This is a genomic window from Pseudovibrio sp. SCP20 (assembly GCF_057774105.1).
In genome coordinates, this window is record NZ_JBYMDH010000003.1 from 1 (window position 1) to 22,906 (window position 22,906).

The following is a 22,906-nucleotide window of genomic DNA, read 5'->3' on the forward strand; positions in this document are numbered from 1 at the left end:
TCGAGCTATCGAGCTATCGAGCTATCGAGCTATCGAGCTATCGAGCTATCGAGCTATCGAGCTATCGAGCTATCGAGCTATCGAGCTATCGAGCTATCGAGCTATCGAGCTATCGAGCTTGCAATCCAACAGGCCACCAGCTGCGTCAAGACCTATTTCGCTGCGCCGCCAACAAAGCAGCATTCCTTTTCAGCCGAGCCAAGCAAGCCGCACCACACCCTAGCTTCGCTAACTCCACTGCCATGCCGCCTCACACCAAAGCCCCGCGACCGCGCCACTCACATCAACCAACCACCGCAACATCACACTCTCACACTAACAGAACTAGAGCTGCCCCACTGCAATACGCTCGCATCTCCAAGACTCGCGCCAATCACCACAGCGCCACACTTAAATCCGAAAGACTTGAGCCCACCATCACAGCAACACCCCGACTCCAATCAAATGATACTCCCTACCAACGGTTGACCTCATCCAAACGCAGTTCCCGGCAAAGCGGCAATCCCGTCTAAGCGGCAATCTCACTCAATCGATATCCGGCAGTGTGATTTCGCATATGCATGCCTCTTACTCTTCAGGGGCAATAATCGGCACCGAACACTGATACCGCTCCACTTGCACCACAGGGGGATAAGTGCATAGCTCCCCTCAAGCAAACCACTCCCTTCAGCTTCAGCCAGACACACACGAACGCAGAAAAATCGCAATCAACGCAAACAAACGCACAAAACAACGCAAATGCGCATCCCACTAATTTTTCTATCAATATCAATAGGCTGCACCCGCCACATGTGGAAAAGAACCCTCAAATCCATCAGATCAAGCCCAAATTACCCTGAAAAATTCCCTCCCCTGTGAATTCTTCCAAATTTTTGCATTTTTGGGATTTACAAACCCCGCCAGCGCCCGTAAATACCCCTCCAACGAAGGCGACGCCGGTATAGCTCAGATGGTAGAGCACCTGACTTGTAATCAGGGGGTCGCGGGTTCGATCCCTGCTGCCGGCACCATCGTTACTCTCTTGATTTTCAAGAGTTTTTCAAAGCCTCCTTCGGGAGGCTTTTTGCTTTTCTAGCCCCCTTCCCTCTCCGTGTAAGCAATATGTAAGCAAATGTGCGAAATCCTCAGCAGGATCTGCACCTTACAGACACCCCTCTGCACACTTTCAACTTAATACTGGAAAAGCTGTGAATGCCGTCACTAGCCGTCAGAAGCAAGGCATTCCGTGAGGTTTTGAGAAATGAGAACTGACAGTTAGTTGTCAGTAATTGTCAGCCACAACTAAATCGCATTTAAGCGAGCTAAAACTCGTCATTTTTTTTTGCAGACAGTTTTGGGCCTAGAGTCCAAGCAATATCTTACCCATCCCGCTTGATGACGCGATACGATACAGACAACAGTAAACCCAATAGCCCCTGATTGGATCCATCATGTACTGGCCAAAACCCGGAATAAAAAAAGATCCTGAAAAGCGATGGAACCAACCTGATCGCATTTTCTTTGGGTTTGGCGCTTGCCACATATTGGCGGGTGTCTATCTGCAGGAAAAGCCTCTGGAGGGCTTCTACGGAGAATGGATAGTGCCTCATGAAGGCTTTAACGGCCACCACATGTATGTCACGGATGGCCATCTGGCTTTTGATTTTCATGGCTACTCATTGAGAGAAAACTTACTCAGCCACTTTCGATCTGGTTGGTCAAAAAAGTATCCCGGATGGCAAGCCGATATCAAAAGCATCGATTTCTCACTCTTAGACACAGTCGAGCTAAATCGTCGAAAACATCTCGGACCAGACCAATACTGGGGTGATCCAATTGAACGGGCGCAGCGCTTCCTAAACGATATCGATCACAAACACGCTGCAGCAAAGGCAATACAGTCAGAGCCTGTTTACTAACCATCAATCAAAAAAGGCCTGAGAAGCTTCACGCTTCCCAAGCCAGAATATTCCGCGAGAGGCAAAGCCCCCTTCATTCCGTATTTTAGTCTTTGGAGATTTCCAGCGCGCAAGGATCAAGCAGCTCAGCAATCTTCGCGCTACTTCCCTGCACATCTTCAATGTGATTGCGCACAGTATCAAACAGCGTCAGCAACGCTTCATATTCCTGTGTGTGCTCCATGCGTTCACTCAGAACCACACTCATAGAATAAACTAGATTTTTGAGGTGGTTGGCTGAGAGGCTAAGCTGGTCCACTTCATTGCGAAGGGACGTATGGGCACATTTCTCTTTACCAGTATCAGTCATCTAAAAACCCTCGTAAGTAGTTAGAACACCACTCAACAGAAGGCTTCTGATGGCCCACTGGTGAGCGGGAGGTTCAGAACCTGTACGAGGCAGGCGGGTTTATTCCCCCGCAAAGGGTATTGTATTCACCGCCCTCCCGCCCATAAGCGAGAGTTTGCGAATGGAGACCTAACTCCAGACACAAAAAAACCGCGGATTAACGGTTGCGGTGACCGCTCGTACATGAGGTTCTGACGCCTCAAGATGACCATGCGATGTATGAGACAAGGTGTCAATGCAGGGAAACTGAATTCCTCCACAAACCCATGGGATTAACTGGGCCAAACTGGACGATGTAAAGGGAGAACAACAACACGAACATAAACACCAAGCCCTCGCGAAAACCACGTAGGCGCTTGCGCCGTGGTCTCGAACTACCCGTAGGCAGGCAAACGCCTGAGAAGGACCCGTATAACCTATGAGCTCGGTAAATGGAGAAATGTGCGCCTGTTGCTAAAGCATTTTCACGTTCATGCAATAACTTACTTGCTCAACCTATTTCTTGGATCGATCAGGTGAGACACAAAAGAAAATCAGCCCACCTATACAAGCTCCCACAAAATGGGTTGGTAAAGATCTCATCTCAATCTCAAAAGCAAAGTGTTCATTCATAAAAGAAGACACGAGTGGCGGTAAGAACAAGAAACCAAAGGCAGCGCAACCTGCTTTGAGCCGATCCGAATACGATGGCGACAATCGCAAAACACGAGCGGCCAGAAAACCGCCCGTATGAGCTCCAACGGAAAGACCCGCATACAAACTTCCAAGCAAAGCCAGCAACCCTAAAATTCCTTTGATCTCCCCCTTGAGAATTCCGAATACCAAAAAAGTCCCAAATATCGATAGACCGATCCTGCGCGGCCACTTTGATCTTTCTAGCTTTCCGAAAAAGTCTTTGATCATATCGCGATTATACGATTGCAGCCTCGCCGGTAACAATACATAGGATCTCAGCTCTTCGATCAGAGGAACACTCGCGAAAAAACGTCATATCACATCCAGATAGATCAACCGCTTTGACCCAGTCGCCTTCTTAGTCACCTGTATCCGTTTCGATCTCAGTAAAGGTGCAGCCCGATCCACTGCATTGCCAAATGCATTCACCTTTTGCGGCCAGAAGCGCGATGATCTGATTTGATCACTCACGAGCTTAATGAGTTCACCATAAAGCTCAGTAGCTGTCCCCATCCAGTTTTCACCACCATGCTGCCCGATCACAAACTCGTGGATCGCGACGGCTACAGGATCACCTTCAAACACGGCTTCTATCGTTCCGCGCCGGTTGCTTTCATAGGCCTCCAGAAACTCCATATCTTCCCAGCCAAGCCCGGAAGATGCAGCCACCATGAGCCGTGCGAAATCCGCCATGCGTGGATGACGCTCCAGATGCACCTGATCGATGTTGCGGATCGCAGCACTCAAGCCATCCAGCAAAGCTCCCAGCATTCCCGGCTTGAGACGCTCCCACTCGTGCCAGAACAAGTCCTCTGGTTGACGACCCTCCTCATCAATCCGCTTGAGGCGAACAGAAAGGGCGCGCTCAGCTAAGTCAGCTCGCTCAGTAAGCGTGGGAATGCCATTCAAGAGAACAGGCCGTGAGCCATGAAACCAGTAAGCATCCCCATCCGTGTGCAGCTTGCGAGAGATAAACCCGCTTCCTGTCGCCATTCGGCAGATCGCATCAGAAAGCCAGTTTTCCATTTTGGAGACATTATCGAAGTTGATCACATGACCGTTCTGCGCCATCACCATCAGGTCCCGCTCATCCTTAGGCAAGGACGATGCAGCCACCGCACAAGGATCACTCAGAGAACGCAGCAACCGCGCCATAGTGCTCTTACCACTGCCTTGCTCTCCCCCAAGTGCCAGGACCGGATAACTGCTACTCCGCCCCCATAGCGAGGCAATCAACCAGGCAATGATAAGCTTGTAATCCTCATCCTCTGCATTGATGAGATGCCGCATCTCCTCAATCATCTGCCCTTTGCACGGCTCCGGCAGAGCAGTCATGGTTGGTTTGCGAACAAACTTCACCGGCGGACTATCAACCACCTCCCAACCATCTCGCGTGATACGAACTGCCCGCCAACTTTCGTCGCCTAAGTCCAGCCAGCTCACATCTTGCGACCAACCGGTTCGCAAGAAGGGTTCATAACAAGCCCCCTGCTCTATGGCGCGGACTTCAAACACCCGCAGCGCATCGCTGAGCACTTGAGAAGAAACGGCAGCGCCTGTTTCCTCATAGTATCGCCCCACAAGCCAATGCTTAAAGCGCGTGCTGCCAACAGCCCAATGCTCTTGGTGGTCGTTGATGTTTAAAGTAGCAAAGGCCTCTTTCTGCGGTGAATGCCAAAGCTCAATCCCATCTGCGACAGCAAGCAAGCTTGAACGAGATGCAGGCCGCTTTGACTCAGCTTCCTCTTGAGCTTCACCATTTGAAGGCTTAGCCCCACTCACGGAGCAAACAAAGGCATCGGCTTGCTCACAGGTCCAACCATCACTCAAAGCATCAGCTGCATCCCAACCTTTGGAAACACCCTCCGGCACATCCAGCACCAAAACAGATGCAACGCCCACCTCTTCAAGACAAACCTTCACCTCTCCTGCAAATTTTGCTCCTGCTTCATCCGCATCCGGCCAGATGATTACGTCTCGCCCATGAAGCGCTGACCAATCCGCTTTCCTAGCTGCATTGGAACCACCAGATGAGCTGATACAAACATGTTGCAGTAGCAATTGCCGCGCAGCATCTGCAGCTTTCTCCCCTTCTACGATGACAACAGATGCATCTGGAGCATTAGCCAGAAGATCCAAACCATAAAGCGGCCTCGGCTGCGGCCAGGTCTCCCACCGCCACCGAAGCTTCTTCTCAACTCGAAACAGACACAAAGGACGAAAACTTTTGCCCTCACCTTCGATATCAAACCGGCAGATATAGCCAAGCACTGCACCGCTCGCATCTCGGTAAGTCCATCGATATGACGGTACTCCAAGCTTAGGATGAAAGACAGGCGGTTCCGGTGCCTCATCTGGCACCGGGTTTACAACCACCTTGCAAGGTTGCGTTCGTTTGGATTTGGTTGCTAGATCTGCTTTGATTGGAGCAAAAGGATCACTCATATGCATCCACTCCAATCATATCTGCCAGATTACAGGCCGCTTGCTTTTGTGAGAGCGAGAATAGATAAGCCCCAAGGCTGATAAAGTCGCGCCCACCCTCGCCGGTGGCAAAGTCACACCACAAGCCTGTATCGATGTTGATCTTGAAGGAGCCCGCCCGCCGGTCCATCCGGCGCGGGTTTTTGACTGAATACTCAGAGCCTGAAAGCTTGCCTCCAGGCAACCACTGCCGACAGATCGTATCCCCATGCAGCAAAGCAGATCTGGCAACACGCTGAAAAGCAATCCGGGGTTTTGGCTTAAAGCGTCGTCTCATAACCGTGCCTCCGCGTCACTCGTGGAGCTGGTCAAATGAGCTTCAATCCAGGCCTGAATATCGGAAGGCCGATACCTCACCGCCTTGCCAAGCTTAACGTAGTTCGGCCCTCCACCGCGCACCCGCCACGCCTGAATGGTTCGAATAGAAATTCCCAGATAGTCCGCTGCCGCCGCTTCCGTAATCAAAGCGTTCTCGGCGCTGTTCAGTTCCGTCCTCATTGCGTTCCCTTTCGCTCAATTGCGACGAGGAAATGCTGGATGGATTCCACCTACAGAAATAGGCGACACGATTAATCAGTGTGGGTGTTTCAATTTATGCTTCTGTTTCTTTTGAAGAAATGCGGCCTGGCTGTGTAAATTGCTTCGGTGCATACTTCGCCCATAAGCGATCAAACTCGCGACCACTCAATCCCGGAAACCGTTGCAAGGCGTCCTTCTTAATATCTGCCTTCGGTTTCCGTATCTGGCCCTCAAGCGCCTCCAGAAAGCGAATGACATTGACCTCCACAAAGCGACCTTCATTTTCAGATTTATGTCTATGCTTTGTCTTGCTGTGTGTTGCCGCGAAGAGCGTCAAGTCTTCAGCCAAAACCTGCCACTCTTCACCATCAACACGGAAAAGTTCGTTTTTTCGTAATGAGACATACGAGAACTCAGAAGACCAAAGAGAGGCTGGCACTTCAACAGCTTCAGCCAAGGCGCTCTCGCGCCCCTTAGCTATGAGTTCACCGTTTTGCAGAGCTGATATTAGAGCTAGATAGGTTTCAAAGATCAGTTGAGTTGCTAGCTTTTCCTCGGCCTTTCTAGGGGCCTTACCACTGCTTAGAATCTCCATAAGCCCATGATCGTCCAGCCATTCTAGAAGAACTGATTTTTTGTGACATTGAGTTAAAGATCGAAGGTCGGCAACAACAGGCCAACAGCTCGGCGAGAGGTTAGAAAAGTAAGAGCAGATACCCTCGAATGTCCAATCATAAACAGATGCAATTACGCTGGCATTATAGATTGCTTCACTCACTTCCCCTCGACCAAACAGCAATCTCCTGAAAGCATCGTTGAAGCCAAGCCCTTCTAAAAGCATCGAGTCACTGCCTATAGACTCCCCCATTAGATTTCCTCACCTCCCGGCCAAGAACATCACTATAGACTAGAGCAACCTAGGAGAGATTCTGCTGAAAAGAATTAAGTCGAGCTACGCACATTATGAAATCGGGATTAACCTGAGGAACAACCTTAGACAGAGCCTACTTTCAACTTCAATTGCAGTCGATCCGACTCACATATGAAGATGATTATCTTTTTCGCAGATAGCACAAAAAGCACATCTTAGACGAAAAGTAACCACTTGCAATTGTTGCAAAATCAACCCGAAAATAGATCCTATAGCATATGCTGAAGAGTGGTTTGAGGTAGCACTTGAAACAAGAGCTACCTTCCGCTTAGCGCAGCATTTTTTCGATACCTTGCAATCGCTTCCCCATATCCAGTATTGGAAAGCCGGTATTTTCTCGGCCCATTTTCTGTTTCAGTCATCATCTCGTAATAGGGAGAGAATGTTTGGTTAAAATGTCTACTCACATTGTCTTTTTGTTTCTGTGTAGCGTTTGGAAACACAGCGCCTGTGCGATGTGCTATGTCAGTGGTCGTAAAGTACTTCCTGGTTTCCGGAGTTGCCCAGCAATCAAGCAACGTTATCAGTATGGCGTCTTCTAGCAATATTTCACTATTGGGCATGACGATTGGGCGAGGAAGTTCGGAGCTCAACGTCGACATGTGTTCATTTGGTAAATGCGTATATGAACTCACAACAGTTAGAAACTCCTCGATACTACTCTCGTTGGTAACCAGTTGGACTTCTGTTGCATTTTTGATTGCATCGAGACCCATTTCACTTTGCTCACTGTCTCGAACTTTGAATTTGCTTCTAGTTTCCGCATCGCCTTTTCGACCACGAAGGCCCATCCGTTTAAAGCGGATTTCATTGTCTGCATCTATAAACAACGTGGTAAATTGTATACCGAGGCTCGCAGCTTCTCGCCTGAACCAAGTTAACTCTTCAAGAGCGCGAAATCCTGTTAAAACCCATGCAGACGCGTCTGAACGTCGAAGATATTTTAAGATCTCTTCGGCAGCTATTTGTGGTTTTTCAGCCAAGGCAGCAAGTGCAAAACTAGATATAGGTATCTCATTTTCGAAGCCGTGTCGTTTATAGTATGCTAGGTGTATAAAATCACTTGCTTCAACATGGAGGTAACCATAATTCTCTGCTAAAAATTGCCCCGCAGTAGTCTTCCCCGCGCAAGTATACCCGCAAATGACAAGACACTTTCTATTGTCAAAATTCAAGCTAAGCTGCTGAGGTATTTTATAGAACACCCCCTTTGACTGTAAGAACTCCGCCATATTTATCAGAGACTTACCTCTAAAGTCATATTTCTCAGCAAGTTCAATATCCATCTTGCTAATTGGTGATTTAGTCTTGCCAGGACAGAACCACTTATTAAAAGTCAAATTGTCTAACCACGGATAAACAACATTAGATTTAATCTCGATTTCGTTGCTTATTATTGTCCCTTCTTGTTCACCTTTGAAAATGAGGTATGGCTCCTGCACATTCCATTTTTTCTTATAAAACTCTGGTATATGTAGCACTATATGTGACCGGACTATTACTCTCCGATTGTTCCCAGCATCTTTTAGTAATTGATCTACAGTCTGAAAATCGTTTTCTCGCATCCAATACTTGATATCAAGCCCCGGAACCTCATTGCCTTCAGAGCTCAATGCTTCGATCTCTACTGACGTATCCTCTAGAAAAAAAAATGCTTTGGAGGACAAAGTGCCTGCGCTTCTAGCTTTATCTAATGCGCTTTCGTAGCTGCTTCTCAATAGTTCAAATCTATCAAGCAAACGTGGTTCTTCATAGCTAGCGTGGTAAGTGCGCTCCCGAAAACTGAGAACTCGCGCACCGTATTTTCCTAGGAAATGTCTAGCGTGCGCTATCTTTGTAGTATTGGTCGTGAAAAATGTTAGGTCAATCAAGATTCTAAAATCCTCACTATCCGGCCACTATTTTGGGGCAGGCTTCGAACTACTCCTATCTTCAAACTTTTTGCCTGTTCAGTTATTGCGTTCAGAACGTTGCTTTGACCAAAAACTACTAAAAGTGGGCCTAGGCTACTCATAGCGACGGCATCGGCTCCAAGATTTCTCAAACTCAGATCCAGTTCTTCTAAGACTGTCCCATGAATTGCTCTTTCTGTCGCCTTCCAGCGTGACTTTTGGAGCATACCTAAAGCGGAGCAAAATATTTCGAAATCCTTTTCCATCACAGCGGCTTGGAGTCCCATAAGAGCGATGTGAGCAGTCTCGAGAGTATCGGATTCACCAAAGGGCAGGTTCTCAGAAAAGAAAATCTGCTCCTGTTCCCTTGTAAGGCAAGACAGATTCTGAGGAAGCGCAACCAAAAACTCCCAATTTGGCATAACCGAGTTTTTGCATAGCAAAGGAAGCTCAGGACTAATACTTGATGAAGAAGGTTTAAACGACTGCCCTCGAGCACGAACGCCAAGATCTAAAAGAAACCCCCCTTCAAAATAGCCATGTATCCCGACACCGGAAGTACCACCTCTTTTAGATAACTGCTGCGCTAATCTCTTATCATATTCTCGACGAGCAAGAATTAAGTATGCTTCCACCGAAGCGAGCCTGATAGCCGTACCTGAGCCTGCACCAGCGTGCGTAAGGATATTTCCATCAATCTCAATCGATATGCCGCTCTCTATCCGCAGATATCGTTGAACATCAAGAAGTGTCTTTCTTAAGTCAGATAACTCTTCTGCACCCAACGGTTTTGATCTTTTATCCAAAATGTCGATAGTTTGACTTTTGCTTCCTGAAACAGAGATATTAAGTCCTTCAACCATAAAACCAACGCCACCATTTTGGCGAAAGCCTGAATGGTGCAGAGAAATCAATCCAAGATGAATTCGTCCAAAGGCCTTTATCTCAACTTTCAAGGGCATCAGTTCCTTTGTTCCATTCTCGCTCAAAAAAGTTTTGATGCTTTCGAGCATAAGGTGTCGAGCTCTTAACATGTACAGCTGGAGAGTTTTTGCTTTCATCGTCAGCGAAAATTGGACCTCCGATGAACTCATTGTCTGTAATTACAAAACTGTGCGATGCAGGTGAATCCATACTCTTTACTTCAAACTGTTCAGGGAATTTCTCACGCACTTTCTTCAATTTGGGCTGTGCTATGCTAAACTTCTTCTCGCTAGCATCATCCATATGTTTTTTGCTGGGGACCAGAAGTTTTACTGTAAGTGTCGAGTGTCTATTCATCGCATCCAGTAACATGTGATCATCTGCGTCTCCATCCAGGAAATCATCAACAAACCTAGAACACGAAGCCCCCATAACAAAGACTTTTCCCCTAGATTTACTAACTATCGGACTGTAGTAAACTTTGTCATGCCTACCACTTAATAATGAAACAACACCCGAGTCGTGAAATTTTTGAAGCTCCCGCAAGGGTTGAATTGAGAAATAAAATATTAATATTGATACTATGAAGCTACTTAGCAAGCCGGTAAAAAGTGCATTCCATTTCGGGTCTTCAATCGTAAGAAAAAAGTATGCGCATAAAAGTGTGAGCATGATAAGCCCAACCAAAATAAGCACCCATTTCGGTATCTTAATATTCTTGGTTAAATCGCTCATAGCGGTATCCCTACAAACAAAAGCTCTCGTTTTTCTTTTTTGCTTAAGGCGTGTGTGTGATCTAGCGAATGAATTGAAACCTTGGGGAAAGTACTTTCAAACAAGTCCTTAAGTTGCTCCTCCGACGGAACTGTACCTCTTAGATATGATAAGCAAACTATCGAATTCTGATGCTTCTTCACCAAAGAAAACAGATTGTCTTTGAACTGATCAGGATTCGACCAGGTCCCAAATACATTGGGCGCATTTGGTAATTTTATTGGTGAACTCAGATCGATAAGGTCAGGCCATTCCGTATATCTGGCAAGCCCCTCAAGAAAATGATACTTCCTCCAATAATTATCATGAAAGGATTTCTTTTCTTCGCTGACATAAGGCGGATCGAGGTAAACTAAGTCGAACCCTGTCGGCAGATCAGAAGCATTGGTGGCAGGTAAGATCCTTGCTGCAGGTGCCGTAAGAGGCTCTCGCTTTGAGAGCTCATCAAAACTGCGAACCATGTGATATTTAAATGAACGTTCCCAAGTTACGGCATTGCCAAAAGATCTTGTTATCCCTTTATTTGTCCTTAATTTAAGATTGGCTCTATGAAATAAGTTAAATGGGCGTTTTTTCAAACAAGATTGATATAAAAGATATCGAATTAGGCTCTGTTGCTTAGTTGAAAAGGCACCCCTCATGACATCCTTGATGCATCCGTCGATCCAACAATTTTCCTCTTGAAGGAAAAATACGCCGTTATAATGCGAACTGACCATTCCTTCACATGGATTTACGCTTTCAACGAAATCTATGATTTGCTGACGTGTCAAAGACAAATCATCACTAAGAACAACTCTTGCGACATCTGAGTTAAAACAAAACGCATCGTTGTAACTAACTTTCTTCCGCATTGACCGAAGTAGATATGAAACTGATGCGGTGCCTCCAAAAGCATCTAAAACCGTCGAAAATTTGAGTGGTCTAAGATTTTCATAAAGCCAGGGTAATAACTTTTTCTTGCTTCCATAATATCTCGTGATTGGAGACTTCGATATGCTATCTACAACTGGTGTCAACACATGCAATTTTTTGCTATCGCGCTGTATTGGTAGACTAATTTCTTTGTGCGATGGACTCAAGGGGATTAAACTTTGCAATCTGAAGCTGAGATGGATTTAAAGTATAATTATATCGGGCCATATGCGAAACTTGTATCCTACGGGCTCCACGGAAATATCGATCTGTCACTTTGCTCCATTCGTTCCCCCGTTTTTATAGATCTTAAACTTGTTATAAGCAGAACGGATAGAATAATAGCTACCACAACAATATGCTTGTAATCGGGGCCGAAGCGAAAGAACTAGAGGCTAATAGAGGGCTCTGCTACGTACAGAAAAGCGCTAACTCAACTAACCAAATTGAGGAAGGTTTTCTCGCCAATAATCTCAAGTTTTTGACCGCGAGCAATATATTCTTCTGCTTTTCGGTGCTTACTGCTCTTCTCATGATCAGCAAGCCGAGCAAGATCTTGTTCACCAACAACGACAAGAGTGGTCCTTTTCGTTACTCCTGAATCGACAGTCATGCCCACATTAGCGGCAATGCCAGCTGCTTCTCGTCGGCTCATTTCAAGTTTGCCTGTAAAGACAATTATATGGTCGGTATGCGAACCTTCGGGATTGGGCTCAACATGAATTGACTTTGAAGGATTTCGCCTAACTTGACGAGATGCATCTTTCCATTCATCTACACTTAACCCGCTTTTCTCAAGCGCTTTTAGCATGACCCATGCTGTACACTTCGCGTCTTCTCCAGCGTCGTGATGCTTGAAGGAAAAACCAAATTCCATTGCTAAGTTGCTTAACCCATACCCTCGTTTTCCAAACCTATCTGGCCAAGTTCGTCGCACGACCCTTGTACTATCTATCCATTCAGAAAGCGGGTTTTTTACATCATATTTTGTTGATGCTTCTACCATCGCATTTCTATCAAAGGCGCTGTGGCTAATCGCGATGTTGTTCTCAAACAACGGACCATACTTGCGAACCAAATCAGGAAACAGCATAGCTCCCTCTACAAGGTCTTCATCAATGCCGTGTATACTGATGTTGCCCCAATCAAATGTCTCTTCAGGATTAACCAGCTCTGAGAAAACATTCACCACCATGCCGTCTTTCACTGTGGCAATACCAATCTGACAAACGCTGCTCCGAGATCCGTTTGCTGTTTCAAGGTCGAAAGTAATAAAGTCAAAATCAATCTTTGTTAGCGCAGAAGAAGCAACTGCTGAGCATGAACTTGACTTGGGATGAGACAATAAATTCTTGAATATTCTCATTGCATTACCTGCTCTTCATCAGTGACGAGCAAACGTCATCAAGAGTTCTGTTAAACACCTACGAGAAGTCGCATTGTTTGCTTTGTGAGCAATCAATGCAAAATCAACGACACAAACAAGTTTAACAACACTTGACTAACGTCCCACAGAAGGTACTTCCGTTACACTATCTATTGGTCCGTGAGAAAACATGCCAATGTTTAATAACGAAGCAAGAAACACTAAGGCAAATGCCTATCCAAGGTAGAGAACACCCCTGCATTCTTCCAAAGGCTTCTATTTCCGATCACGTATAGAAAGCCTTTAGCTCTTGTTACAGCGACATTGACGAGATTGGGTTTGCCGCCTGCCCATGCTCGAGCTCCGTTTTGCGATTGTGCTTGTGCTCCCAGCACAAAGAAGACAATCTCGGCTTCACGACCTTGTACAGTGTGGACAGTGCCTACGTGCTCACAGACCCATGATTTTGGCTTCTCCACCCAATCTTGCAAAACACCACTATTCAGAATTTCTCTGCGAAGGTTGTCTTGTACGATTACGAATGGTGTTACGACATAGATATCTGCGGATTTTCCTGATGCTCGTAGCTTAGAGAGCATCTCAATCAGCACTTTGGCCTCTTGAACACACCATTTATCTTGAGTTGCCGTACCTTTGACATCTATCCATGAAGAACGACCCAAAACTGTCTCAGATGGCTTGCCTGCCTTCGCTTGGACCATCAAGTTCGAATAAGCGATTTCATTTGAAATTTCGAACATCGGGCTACTGCATCTGCGGTGCACCAACAACGGGGCACCTACATCACGATAGCCACTTCCTGATGGAAAGCGAGCACCATAGACACTTGCGGTGTCAGCAAGGGTTTGTACGGAAGCCTCTGGCGCATTGAATTTCAATGGATCGATAGCAAAGTAAGCACAAATCTCTTCAGTCAGACTATTTGGGAGTGTTACTACTGGTTCGATTTGAAGTGGATCTCCTACTACCACTGCCTGCCGTGACCTCATAAGCGCACCAACTGCAGCTTGCGGCACAGCCTGTCCTGCTTCATCAATGAGCAGCCAACCTAAACTCTCGGTACCTAGACGCGTAAACATACGGTCAATAGAAGCAAATGTTGTCGATACCACTGGAACAACAAGAAAGAACGATGCCCAGAGATCTGGAAGCAGTGCATCCTTCGCAGGTGAGCCTAAGCTGCGGGTGCCAAAGTTTTGTATAAAGATCGTTAGATTCTGTTTGAGCCGATCAGCGCAACAATCAATAAATGCCCGGTGAACCGATACAGCCGCCTCGAAGATCTCATCACGCATGCGGCTTCCAAGTTTATCGAACCAAACGCTCGACATCTGGAGTTGCTCATGAGGCATTGAGAAAAGCTGCTCATCAGGAACAATAGCAGCACAACGTTCTCGCGCAGCCTTTACGGTTTGCTTCAATCTCACTTCAACAGCCCGTACCTCTTCAAGCTTTTTCTCGGCTTCTTCAAGACGCAGCTTCTTTTCTGTCAGGACGTCAAAATAGCGTGCTGCCTCCTTTTGAATTACCGCCAGCTCACGATCACAATCCTTTAACCTGGAGCAAGCCTCGTCAAAATGAGGTGACCAGTCGCGAAAAGATTGCGTTCGAAAAAGTCTGGCAAAAAAGCCAGGTCGCCGCTCATAAAGATCCTGCTTTTCTTCGTTAGAAGCCGTAACTAGCTCTCGAGCTGTCTCTCGCCGCGTATCAATCTCAGCGTAACGCTTCCCTAGCTCTTCAAAGTCAGACTTTATCTTTGAAATCTTAGGGGAATTCTCCTCAAGCCATCTGTTCGCTTTTTCCAATTGGCTAAGCTGCACATGAACTTTTTGGAGCTCGTCTTGAAGTTGCCTAAATGTGTCAAACGCTTCTTTGAGCCTTGACCTTGCCTTCCCCCATCGAGCTTTTGCTTCTCGTGAATTATTGGGAGCTTGCTCTAAATCTATAATCTTTCGATTGCGTCTTCGGACACTTCCATCCTCTTGTTCTTCGTCAATGATTTGAGGAACGCCAGATGCATGATTAAGGTAGGTAGATAACCCAACTTCCGGGTCACGCCAAAATCTCTGCGAAAAGTTGTATCTGTTGGACTTATTCCCTAGAACGGCTGAAATAACGCCCCATGTCTCCGTTTCAAGGATGCTATCAGAGATCGTTTTAAAGTACCTCAGTTCGGGAGCGTCCTCCGCTATCGCATTCAGCGAGGGCAACTCGGCACTTACATTCTCCACGGCCTTATTGTTTGATGAGGCAACAACCATCTCAAACCCTTTAAGGCGCGCATCTAATTCATGAAGCGTTACCTTTGCCTTGTTTCTTTGCAACTTAACATTTGTCGGCTTGAATGCACTTTCAGGAATAGAAAAACTACACATGACCTCAGCCCGCTCAATAATGCGCGCAGCGACAACATCTCTGAGAAGTGTTGTTTTTCCAGTCCCTGGAGGCCCATTTACTCCCAAAATGCCAGTAGTGAGTTGTTGCTTGCTCGAAGCATTGACCGCAGCTTGTTGAAGCAGAGCCAGGGGAAAGCGCCCTCTGCTTGCCCATCGACCAGTTGGGGTCAGTGCCGGTTGCAAAAGCTCTTGAAGTGCATCTGTGTCTTCTAACAGGTCCTTTCGACCGTCTACATATTCAGCTTTCAAATAATGTTTTAGGGCGTGAGGTAATTGACCAGCGGAAGCTAAGTTTCGCGCTTTAGCGAGATCTCCAAGAAAGAAAGAATTAAGCAGCGTGCTTTCTGGTGGTGTTTTGCTACCATAAAATTCATAAACCCTTATGGCAAAAGACGGCTCTTTGATCTTATGACCCACCAAGCCTAAGCGACTTGTTAACTCGCCAAAAACATCGCTGATGGACTGTTTACTGAGAGGAACTAGCTCGCCCTCATCGTCTCGCTGAAACAATCGCTTCCGCAAGAAAGCTATAATCTGCTTCTCTGCTACGGGCCAAGCTGCCAGCTTTTCCAGATCACCATTAAGAGCAATTGGCATACCCCAAGCAAAACTCGAAACACCAATTGAGTTTTCCTCGTCAACCGGTCGTCCATCTTTGTCTAGAAGGACGGTAGCAACTGCATTTTGCCCACGCATACTCGGCTTGTCTGGGCGTTTATCTGCATAACATTTAAGGAGCGCTTCCACAGCAGGAGCCAACTCAACTGTTCCTAAAAAAAGCTCGTAATAGAGCTTTTTGTTTCGTCTTGATTTTTCTCCGACAACCCAAGGTAACTCTCGGTTCTCAAATCGGGCGATGCGGCTCTTATCTCCCCCAACGAGCTCTTCTTCCCGTCGAAAGCCTTGAGGGGAGAGAACTTCTAACGCTGTCCATGCACTGAGAATATTCTGAGGATCGTCAGCGACTTTAGACTTGCTCGGAGATTGCTTGCTTGCAGCAAAGCTTTTTCCCTGGTTCGCTTGTTCTACGACGTCTGCAACATCCCAAGCTTGGTTGGAGTAGTTATTGATAGCTGGAGTTTCAGTGAGGCTGTCGCTTTGCTGCAGAGCAGCTGCGCCATCCTGCGCCTGAAGCACATTTTCTTTCAGACTCAACGCACGACCAGTTTTACGATGTTCTAACTCATCTAACAGCAGATTAAGGATATCTGCATCCCCACGATTGTTTGCAAACGTGTCTTCCAGATCAGAAATTGATTTATTGAAAAAAGGCCTTATAGACATGCTTTAAGATCCACGCATCATCACTATTTTATTCAATATCTCCTTATAGTTTCAATCTGCATACGTTCACAACCAATGGATTTAACTTATTGAGCTATTTCAGGATGGCATTGCTTTTAACGGGTTGGCAATCGTTGCGATTACTCCCCTCCCTCTAACCCCGCCTCTATCCGCTCCCCAACCGTCTCTGACAACACCCGGATTGGATGCGCATCATGGTTCACATAGCGGTTGGTGATGGTCACGTTGCGATGGCGCAGAAGGTGGCTGATGAGGAAGGCGTTGCTACCTGCTTGAGCTGCGAAGGTGCCAACCGTGTGGCGCAGGTCGTGAATGCGTACATCAGGGATGCCTGCATGGTAACGTACGCGCTGCCATGCATTCTCCACCAGCTCCTTGGTGATATGCCGTGTTGGATCATTGATCCGGGCCAACACATAGGGTGAATCCTCAAGATGAGGAATGTCAGCAAGGATATCGAGAACATTCTCACTCACCGGGTGTGGCTTGCGCCCATCTCCTTTCTTGGATGGCAGAGCAATAGTGCCTTGGTCAAAGTCCACGTGATCCCATTCAAGCGATGCGATCTCCATGAGCCGTGCTCCAGTGTAAAGCAGCAACTTCAGGCAATAGAGCGCCATGGGGTTCACAGGCGTCCGACGCTTCTCAATGTCGTGGCGCAGATGCTTCCGATTTTCAGGCTTGGCTTTAATGATCCAGGGCAGCCCCTCCTTCTCAGCAATCTTCAGCGTCTTGCCCAAACGCTGTAACTCATCACCTGAAAGAAAACGATCTCGCTCATTCTCTTTGTAGCGCTTAACAAGCCGCACTGGATTGCTATGCTCAGGCCTCAAGCCCCACACCTCAGCAAGATTGAAAGCCTTCGAGATGATCGCCAGCACATGATTGGCTTGCCTTGGTGTCCGCCTCATGGAACGATGCAGCTTAGAAATGTCCTGACGAGTTACAGAAGCCAGCTTTGACTTGCCCAGAGGCTTGCGTACACAACGATCCAAAATGCGCCGGATCTCAATGAGCGACTTCGGCTTATTGTGCACCTCCACATGTTCACTCAGATACATGTCGAGCAGATCATTCACCGTGGGAGCATGCCGGATCACCTTGCGATGCACCGTTGGATCTTCCCCGTTGCGTACTTTAGCAAGAACTTCGATAGCAAGCCCCCTCGCCTCATCGGGAGTGAGCCCACCATACTTGCCAAGCGTCATTCGACGCGACCGGCCTTCCAAGGTGCGATACTGAACAACAAACGACTTGTGCCCACTTGGCATCACCTGCAGGCCAAACCCAGAAAGCTTGCCGTCCCACACGAAGTACTTTTTCGCCTTGGGCTCAGCAGCATCCACAGTCCGCTTTGTAACGTTGGGCATCAGGCACACCTCTCCCGCTGACGGCCCATGACAAGAACCATCACACATGCAAAAATGTCAGTTGAAAGTATTCCCCGTTTGCTGCTGTTTCTGACGGCCTGACAGCTTGTGACGACCTTCTGGGCTTTTCTCCAGAGCCTGTGCAAAACAGGCATCCAGACCCTCATAGGTCGGCTAGCAAATGCCTACCATTCTGTGTCAGCATATTGTAAGCAAATGTACGAGTTTCGCAGCGAAATGCAAGGTAGGCAGGAGCAAATAATTTTCTACAACTCATTGATTCATAGTACTGAATCGTAGTAGAGTGTAAGTAGACGTGAGTTGCAAATTGCAACTTGTAATCAGGGGGTCGCGGGTTCGATACCTGTTGCCGGCACCACCTTCTCTTTTGATTTTCAAAGCCTCCTCCAGGAGGCTTTTTGCTTTTCTGGCCTAGCACTTTCTCAAAGACAAACAGCTTCCCTCACATTACCTCTCATCATCTAAATCAATCGGCTCACTATCGAACGAGAGGCCGGGAACCAGTGTTGGGTTGCCATCTTCGTCCTTCTTCCCAGCCAGTGAGAGATAGAGAGTGCCAAGTGAACCAACTTCTCTGATCTCAAAAAGATAAGGATCCTCTGGAGTTCCCTTCCCGGTTGGGTGATCAATTTTGCCGGTGAAAAGTCCAACGAGAGCTGCACCCCAGGCTTTGAGGGTCTTGCGATTGCCAGCCACTTTTTGCATCCAGTCTGCAATCGTTTCAGGCACATCTCCGCCGTTCGTGATGAGAGACAACCAATCGATGGCGGGCACCTCTCCCAGATCTCCTACATGGCCACCAAAGCCGATCGCAGGAAAGAGAAACGGGTTCCATTCACTTAGAATCTCAGCCGGATCATCCACGGCCTTATCAGCGTCTGTTCTCAGCACGTGCAAGGCGTCCTTCAGACAGGCGTTGAGATCTTTATTGATTGTTTTCAATTGCTTGCGAAGCTGCGCAACGGGGTCTTTTAGCCAGTCTTTGTTGAGCTTATACTCTTTTGGGTCTTTGCCCTCCGGGATCAAGAGACCGACAAGAAGCCCAAACTCCAAAGTGGCAGCATCCAGTTCATGCGCTCCTATTGTTTTTCTCACATCAAGTTCCTCGCAGTACCTGCATTAGACATCATGTGAGGAAAGACGGGAGCCAGACTGCTCCGTGAGGCAAAGTATCAACAAGACTCCGATCATGGTTAAAGAACTCAAAGTAGAGCCCTAGGAGAACGCCGGTAATAGGAATGGAAACCGCTAAAACTCTCTGAGAACTCTCAGGTTCTGCTTAGGTACAGACTTACCCAAACTTCAAGAGGCAACGCCAACAACTGTATTTTTTGGCTAGATAATAATTACAAGTATTGCCCGAGGCACAAACATACACTCCCCCAAATGAGGAGGCCTGTAATGAGCTTAGAAAATCCCAATGCTGGTGAAGACGTCAATGCTCTTGAAGGGATCATGAGCACCTATCAGTCAGAGATTAGAGACAACACCATTTTGCAGGCTGAGCTAGCCAAGCTGAAAGACTATTTAGAACACAGCGGCGAGCATTCACTGAAAGAGCGGCTGCAAGTCTTTGAACACATTCTGGAAGAGCTTCAGGAGAACTCAGGCGATCATCTGCGCATGACGGAGGAAAGCCCCCAGCTGGACCATCACGAGATGGAAAGCAACCGTCATTTGGATGAACAGGAAACCCTGAGAGACGCTCTCAATCGCTTCGGTTCCCGTTACCTCAATTAAGCACACAAAGCATAGGCAGTGCCCCGTACGATCCAGCACGTAGCTCTGCGGTTTTGGATTGACCATCCCTGCCCTTCGTATCATGCCTGAAAGCAGGACGCGGAGGCCGCCATGCATGTGCTGCGAGATTTGATCTTAGAAAACGAAAACACCCTGATAGATCGCATCTTCTATTATGCCAAAAATCAGGGCTACACCCAGTACACTGCAACACTTCGGGAAGCATGGCGCGTATCTGTTGAGGGCCTTTCTAGATCCATTGTGAAAGCAATGGAAGCCTACGATACTCCTCCGGAAATAGATGTCAGCTCAGACTTCTCCTGCCACCCCTTCGCTGCATTTGGCGTAGAACAAGCCAGAAGCCACCGATCCAGAGGAGTAACATTGGGTTACTTCCTCGGCCTGACAAAATACTACCGCAGCGCCTATATGGATCTCATTGAATCTCAAGGTTTTTCAGAGACTGAGAAAGCTCGGTACCGATCTTATCTGCTACGCTACTTCGATTTCATGGAGCTTGGATTTTCCACAGAATGGAGTGGTGTTGCAGAAGAGAGAAAGCTGCATGAAGCCTACGAAGAAAACCGTCGCATCACCAATGAGAAAAACAAGTATCTCACCATTTTGGAGAGCCTGAGCGATCCTATCGTGTTGATGGATGAGAATGGCAAGGTCAACGACCTCAACTATGCGGCACAGGCAGTCTTTTGCGGCCTGCAGAACACCAAGATCAAGTACGTCAACGAAGCTACGCGCGATGTGCTGACCAGTCAGCTACAGCCCTACCTACCTCAGGAACTGGAGAGCTGTTTTACAGATGTCACGCTGGACACTGCTGTTGGTCCGCGCGTTTTCGATATTCGTGCCCAGCACATCGTAGATTTCAGCCGCAAGTTTCCCGGCATGATCCTCATTCTCAACGATGTCACCGATCATAAAAAGGCAAAGGAAGAAGCAGAAGCGGCCAACAGTGCCAAATCTACCTTCCTCGCATCAATGAGTCACGAAATCAGAACACCATTGAATGGGGTTCTTGGACTGGCAGATCTCCTGAAGGATACAGGCCTTAAGCCCGAGCAGCATCGCTACCTCGACGGCATCATATCCTCAAGTGAGATGCTGCGTTCCATTCTCAACGATGTGCTGGACTACTCCAAGGTGGAAGCAGGCTCACTGGAGTTAGAGACGGTCGATTTCAAAATCCGGCAAGTCATCAAACAAGTGGTAGATCTGACAAGACAGCAGGCCGAAGACAAAGGCCTTGAACTGCTGATCGACGTTCACTCACACGTGCCAGAAATCCTGCGCGCCGACCCGACTAAAATCCGGCAAGTCCTGCTGAACTTCGTCAGCAACGCCATCAAGTTCACCAATGAAGGCTCCATCACCATCAGCGTGCATATCCCCATAAGCCAGATCAGGCGTGCTCGTTGTTTGCAGATCATGGTGAAAGACACAGGCGTGGGGCTGCCAGCAGGTGATCACAGCTACCTGTTTGAACCGTTTGTGCAACAAAACGCGGCCACCAACCGGCTTTATGGCGGAACAGGCCTCGGTCTCGCCATCTCAAAGCGCCTCGTGAATGCTATGGGTGGTGAGATTGGCTGCAAAGCAAACCAGACGCAAGGTGCAATCTTTCACTTTACAGTACCATTTTACGAAGCAGATCAGACCGTTAGCATCATCGAAGATAAGCAGGATACCTGGAAGCCCAAGAAGCTGAAGATCCTTCTGGTGGAGGACAACAAGGTCAATCAGCTTGTCACAGAAGGTTTCTTAGAGAAGGCAGGCCACACCTGCTTCACCGTCGCGAGCGGTGAAGAGGCTCTGTCTCAACTACATGAACATCGCTTTGATTTGGTGCTGATGGACAACCGCATGCCTGGCTTAAGTGGGACAGACACCATCGCCCGCATTCGCGCATCCCACTACCACCATATCTCCAGCATTCCTGTCATCGTTCAAAGCGCCGGTATCTTCCTTGCAGACATTGAAATGAGCTTCACCGCTGGTGCGGATGGTTTCCTCGGCAAGCCCTACTCCCAGGAAGATCTGGAAGACGCCATTGCCTCCTGCCTTTCCGACAGAGCCATGTTCGCACGCAAATCCCAACAGAGCCTGCAGGAGCAACCAACAGAACTCATTGATACAACAGTGTTACGTGGTCATTTCGACATGTTGGGAGAAAACCGCGCAAAACGCATTGTCGATGCATATATGCAAACATCGCGCTACTTCATCCCAGAACTACGCAACCTCATCGCAACACAAAATCTGCCCAAGATCAGAGACAAAGCCCATAGCATGAAGGGAGCCTCCTACAATGTAGGCCTCACTCATGTCGCGAAGCTCTCCGAGCAGCTGGAGCAGGCCGCTCAAAAGGAAGAAAAGCATAAAGTCATGGAGATATTCAGCGCTCTGGAAGTCAGCTACACGGCCTCAAAGCATAAGCTGAATGAAACCTGGCTCAACTGCCTCACAGAGGCATCAGGTTAGCTCGGCGTCAGTGCACACCCGTAAACACGTAACCAATCCCATGCACCGTCCTGATCAGGCTTGGGTCTTTGGGGTTCGCTTCAATTTTGCGACGCAGCCGGCCAATAAGCACATCGACCGTGCGGTCACTTGGGTCCCATTCCCGGTGGTTCAGGTGATCCAGCAGATTATCTCGGGTCAGCACGCGGCCTTTGTTCTCGATCAACGCGGAAAGAAGCTCAAACTCGCCGCGTGTCAGGCGCACATCCTCCCCTTCCGGCGACTGCAGCCCACGTTTGTCCAAGTCAAGAGACCAGCCCGCAAAGCTCAACACACGCTCATCAGCAACAACAGGTACCCGCGCAGCTTTCACCCGGCGCAGCAGGTTCTTGGAACGAGCCAGCAACTCGCGCGGATTGAACGGCTTGATCACATAGTCGTCCGCTTCCATTTCAAGCGCAACAATGCGATCCACTTCGTCCGTTCGACCCGTCACCATGATGACCCCCACATCCGACTGCTTGCGCACTTCCTTCAGCAAAGTCAGGCCATCATCATCCGGCAGCCGGATATCAAGCATGATCAGGTCAACATCACCGCCTGCAAAGATCGAACGCATTTGCGCACCGTCTTCGGCTTCAGAAACACGGTATCCTTCAGTCTCAAAATATCCGGAAAGAGCGACGCGGCTGGTCAGGTCATCATCAACGACCAGTATATGTGCCTTGTTTGTCATATGCTTGTTGTCGGCTTGTGTGTTTACATCATGTTTACACCATTCTACACCCCGTTCATATTTCCTCCAAACGCTA

At 47.9% G+C, this 22,906-nt stretch carries 18 protein-coding genes and 1 tRNA gene; 4 read left to right on the forward strand and 15 right to left on the reverse strand.

The genetic code is table 11. The features are described from left to right. The first annotated feature begins 934 nt into the window (after positions 1-934). Positions 935-1,010: transfer RNA gene (locus tag AC3CB2_RS12660), tRNA-Thr, on the forward strand. Positions 1,011-1,430: 420 nt separating this feature from the next. Further along, positions 1,431-1,898: a hypothetical protein gene (locus AC3CB2_RS12665; RefSeq protein WP_352933036.1), complete on the forward strand. Its 468-nt coding sequence runs from the start codon at positions 1,431-1,433 to the stop codon at positions 1,896-1,898. An 85-nt stretch (positions 1,899-1,983) separates the two neighbouring features. Here the strand turns inward: AC3CB2_RS12665 and AC3CB2_RS12670 are convergent, their stop codons facing one another. From AC3CB2_RS12670 to AC3CB2_RS12735, 14 genes are all read right to left on the reverse strand, one after another. Then, complete coding sequence (locus AC3CB2_RS12670) at positions 1,984-2,247, reverse strand: hypothetical protein (protein WP_352933037.1); 264 nt, start codon at positions 2,245-2,247, stop codon at positions 1,984-1,986. A 534-nt stretch (positions 2,248-2,781) separates the two neighbouring features. Continuing rightward, positions 2,782-3,189, reverse strand: coding sequence for a hypothetical protein (locus AC3CB2_RS12675; RefSeq protein ID WP_352933038.1), 408 nt, complete (start codon positions 3,187-3,189; stop codon positions 2,782-2,784). Positions 3,190-3,273: 84 nt separating this feature from the next. Beyond that, entirely contained in the window at positions 3,274-5,406 is a 2,133-nt protein-coding gene (locus tag AC3CB2_RS12680; protein ID WP_352933039.1) for a DUF6371 domain-containing protein, read from the reverse strand. Then, entirely contained in the window at positions 5,399-5,722 is a 324-nt protein-coding gene (locus AC3CB2_RS12685) for a hypothetical protein (RefSeq protein WP_352933041.1), read from the reverse strand. The genes AC3CB2_RS12680 and AC3CB2_RS12685 overlap by 8 nt, the downstream gene beginning before the upstream one ends. After that, positions 5,719-5,943 (reverse strand): helix-turn-helix transcriptional regulator, encoded by a 225-nt coding sequence (locus AC3CB2_RS12690; protein ID WP_014286313.1) that lies wholly within the window; start codon positions 5,941-5,943, stop codon positions 5,719-5,721. Before AC3CB2_RS12690 ends, AC3CB2_RS12685 begins: the two co-directional genes overlap by 4 nt. A 94-nt stretch (positions 5,944-6,037) precedes the next feature. Further along, a complete protein-coding gene (locus AC3CB2_RS12695; RefSeq protein ID WP_352933043.1) occupies positions 6,038-6,805 on the reverse strand; it encodes a hypothetical protein in 768 nt (255 codons plus the stop codon). Positions 6,806-7,152: 347 nt separating this feature from the next. Continuing rightward, the gene (locus tag AC3CB2_RS12700; RefSeq protein ID WP_352933045.1) at positions 7,153-8,766 is read right to left on the reverse strand and encodes a non-canonical purine NTP pyrophosphatase; all 1,614 of its coding nucleotides are present in this window, start codon (positions 8,764-8,766) and stop codon (positions 7,153-7,155) included. Next, positions 8,763-9,800, reverse strand: coding sequence for a beta-ribofuranosylaminobenzene 5'-phosphate synthase family protein (locus AC3CB2_RS12705; protein WP_352933047.1), 1,038 nt, complete (start codon positions 9,798-9,800; stop codon positions 8,763-8,765). Before AC3CB2_RS12705 ends, AC3CB2_RS12700 begins: the two co-directional genes overlap by 4 nt. Continuing rightward, complete coding sequence (locus AC3CB2_RS12710) at positions 9,733-10,446, reverse strand: hypothetical protein (protein WP_352933050.1); 714 nt, start codon at positions 10,444-10,446, stop codon at positions 9,733-9,735. The genes AC3CB2_RS12705 and AC3CB2_RS12710 overlap by 68 nt, the downstream gene beginning before the upstream one ends. Further along, positions 10,443-11,507 carry a DNA adenine methylase gene (locus AC3CB2_RS12715; protein ID WP_352933052.1) on the reverse strand — a complete coding sequence of 355 codons (1,065 nt, stop codon included), beginning with the start codon at positions 11,505-11,507 and terminating at the stop codon, positions 10,443-10,445. The genes AC3CB2_RS12710 and AC3CB2_RS12715 overlap by 4 nt, the downstream gene beginning before the upstream one ends. A 326-nt stretch (positions 11,508-11,833) precedes the next feature. Then, positions 11,834-12,766, reverse strand: a complete 933-nt coding sequence (locus AC3CB2_RS12720; RefSeq protein ID WP_352933054.1) for a BRCT domain-containing protein — start codon at positions 12,764-12,766, stop codon at positions 11,834-11,836. A 221-nt stretch (positions 12,767-12,987) separates the two neighbouring features. Further along, positions 12,988-16,467: a DEAD/DEAH box helicase gene (locus tag AC3CB2_RS12725; RefSeq protein ID WP_352933056.1), complete on the reverse strand. Its 3,480-nt coding sequence runs from the start codon at positions 16,465-16,467 to the stop codon at positions 12,988-12,990. Between the two features lie 140 nt (positions 16,468-16,607). Beyond that, positions 16,608-17,858, reverse strand: coding sequence for a tyrosine-type recombinase/integrase (locus AC3CB2_RS12730; RefSeq protein WP_109316747.1), 1,251 nt, complete (start codon positions 17,856-17,858; stop codon positions 16,608-16,610). Between the two features lie 468 nt (positions 17,859-18,326). Next, positions 18,327-18,974: a hypothetical protein gene (locus tag AC3CB2_RS12735; protein WP_352933058.1), complete on the reverse strand. Its 648-nt coding sequence runs from the start codon at positions 18,972-18,974 to the stop codon at positions 18,327-18,329. A gap of 306 nt (positions 18,975-19,280) precedes the next feature. Here AC3CB2_RS12735 and AC3CB2_RS12740 point away from each other — a divergent pair, with 306 nt between their 5' ends. Then, positions 19,281-19,619 (forward strand): hypothetical protein, encoded by a 339-nt coding sequence (locus tag AC3CB2_RS12740; RefSeq protein ID WP_008547559.1) that lies wholly within the window; start codon positions 19,281-19,283, stop codon positions 19,617-19,619. A 111-nt stretch (positions 19,620-19,730) separates the two neighbouring features. After that, the gene (locus AC3CB2_RS12745) at positions 19,731-22,115 is read left to right on the forward strand and encodes an ATP-binding protein (RefSeq protein WP_352933060.1); all 2,385 of its coding nucleotides are present in this window, start codon (positions 19,731-19,733) and stop codon (positions 22,113-22,115) included. Between the two features lie 7 nt (positions 22,116-22,122). Here the strand turns inward: AC3CB2_RS12745 and AC3CB2_RS12750 are convergent, their stop codons facing one another. Continuing rightward, positions 22,123-22,830 carry a response regulator gene (locus tag AC3CB2_RS12750; RefSeq protein WP_352933062.1) on the reverse strand — a complete coding sequence of 236 codons (708 nt, stop codon included), beginning with the start codon at positions 22,828-22,830 and terminating at the stop codon, positions 22,123-22,125. Positions 22,831-22,906: the final 76 nt, after the last annotated feature.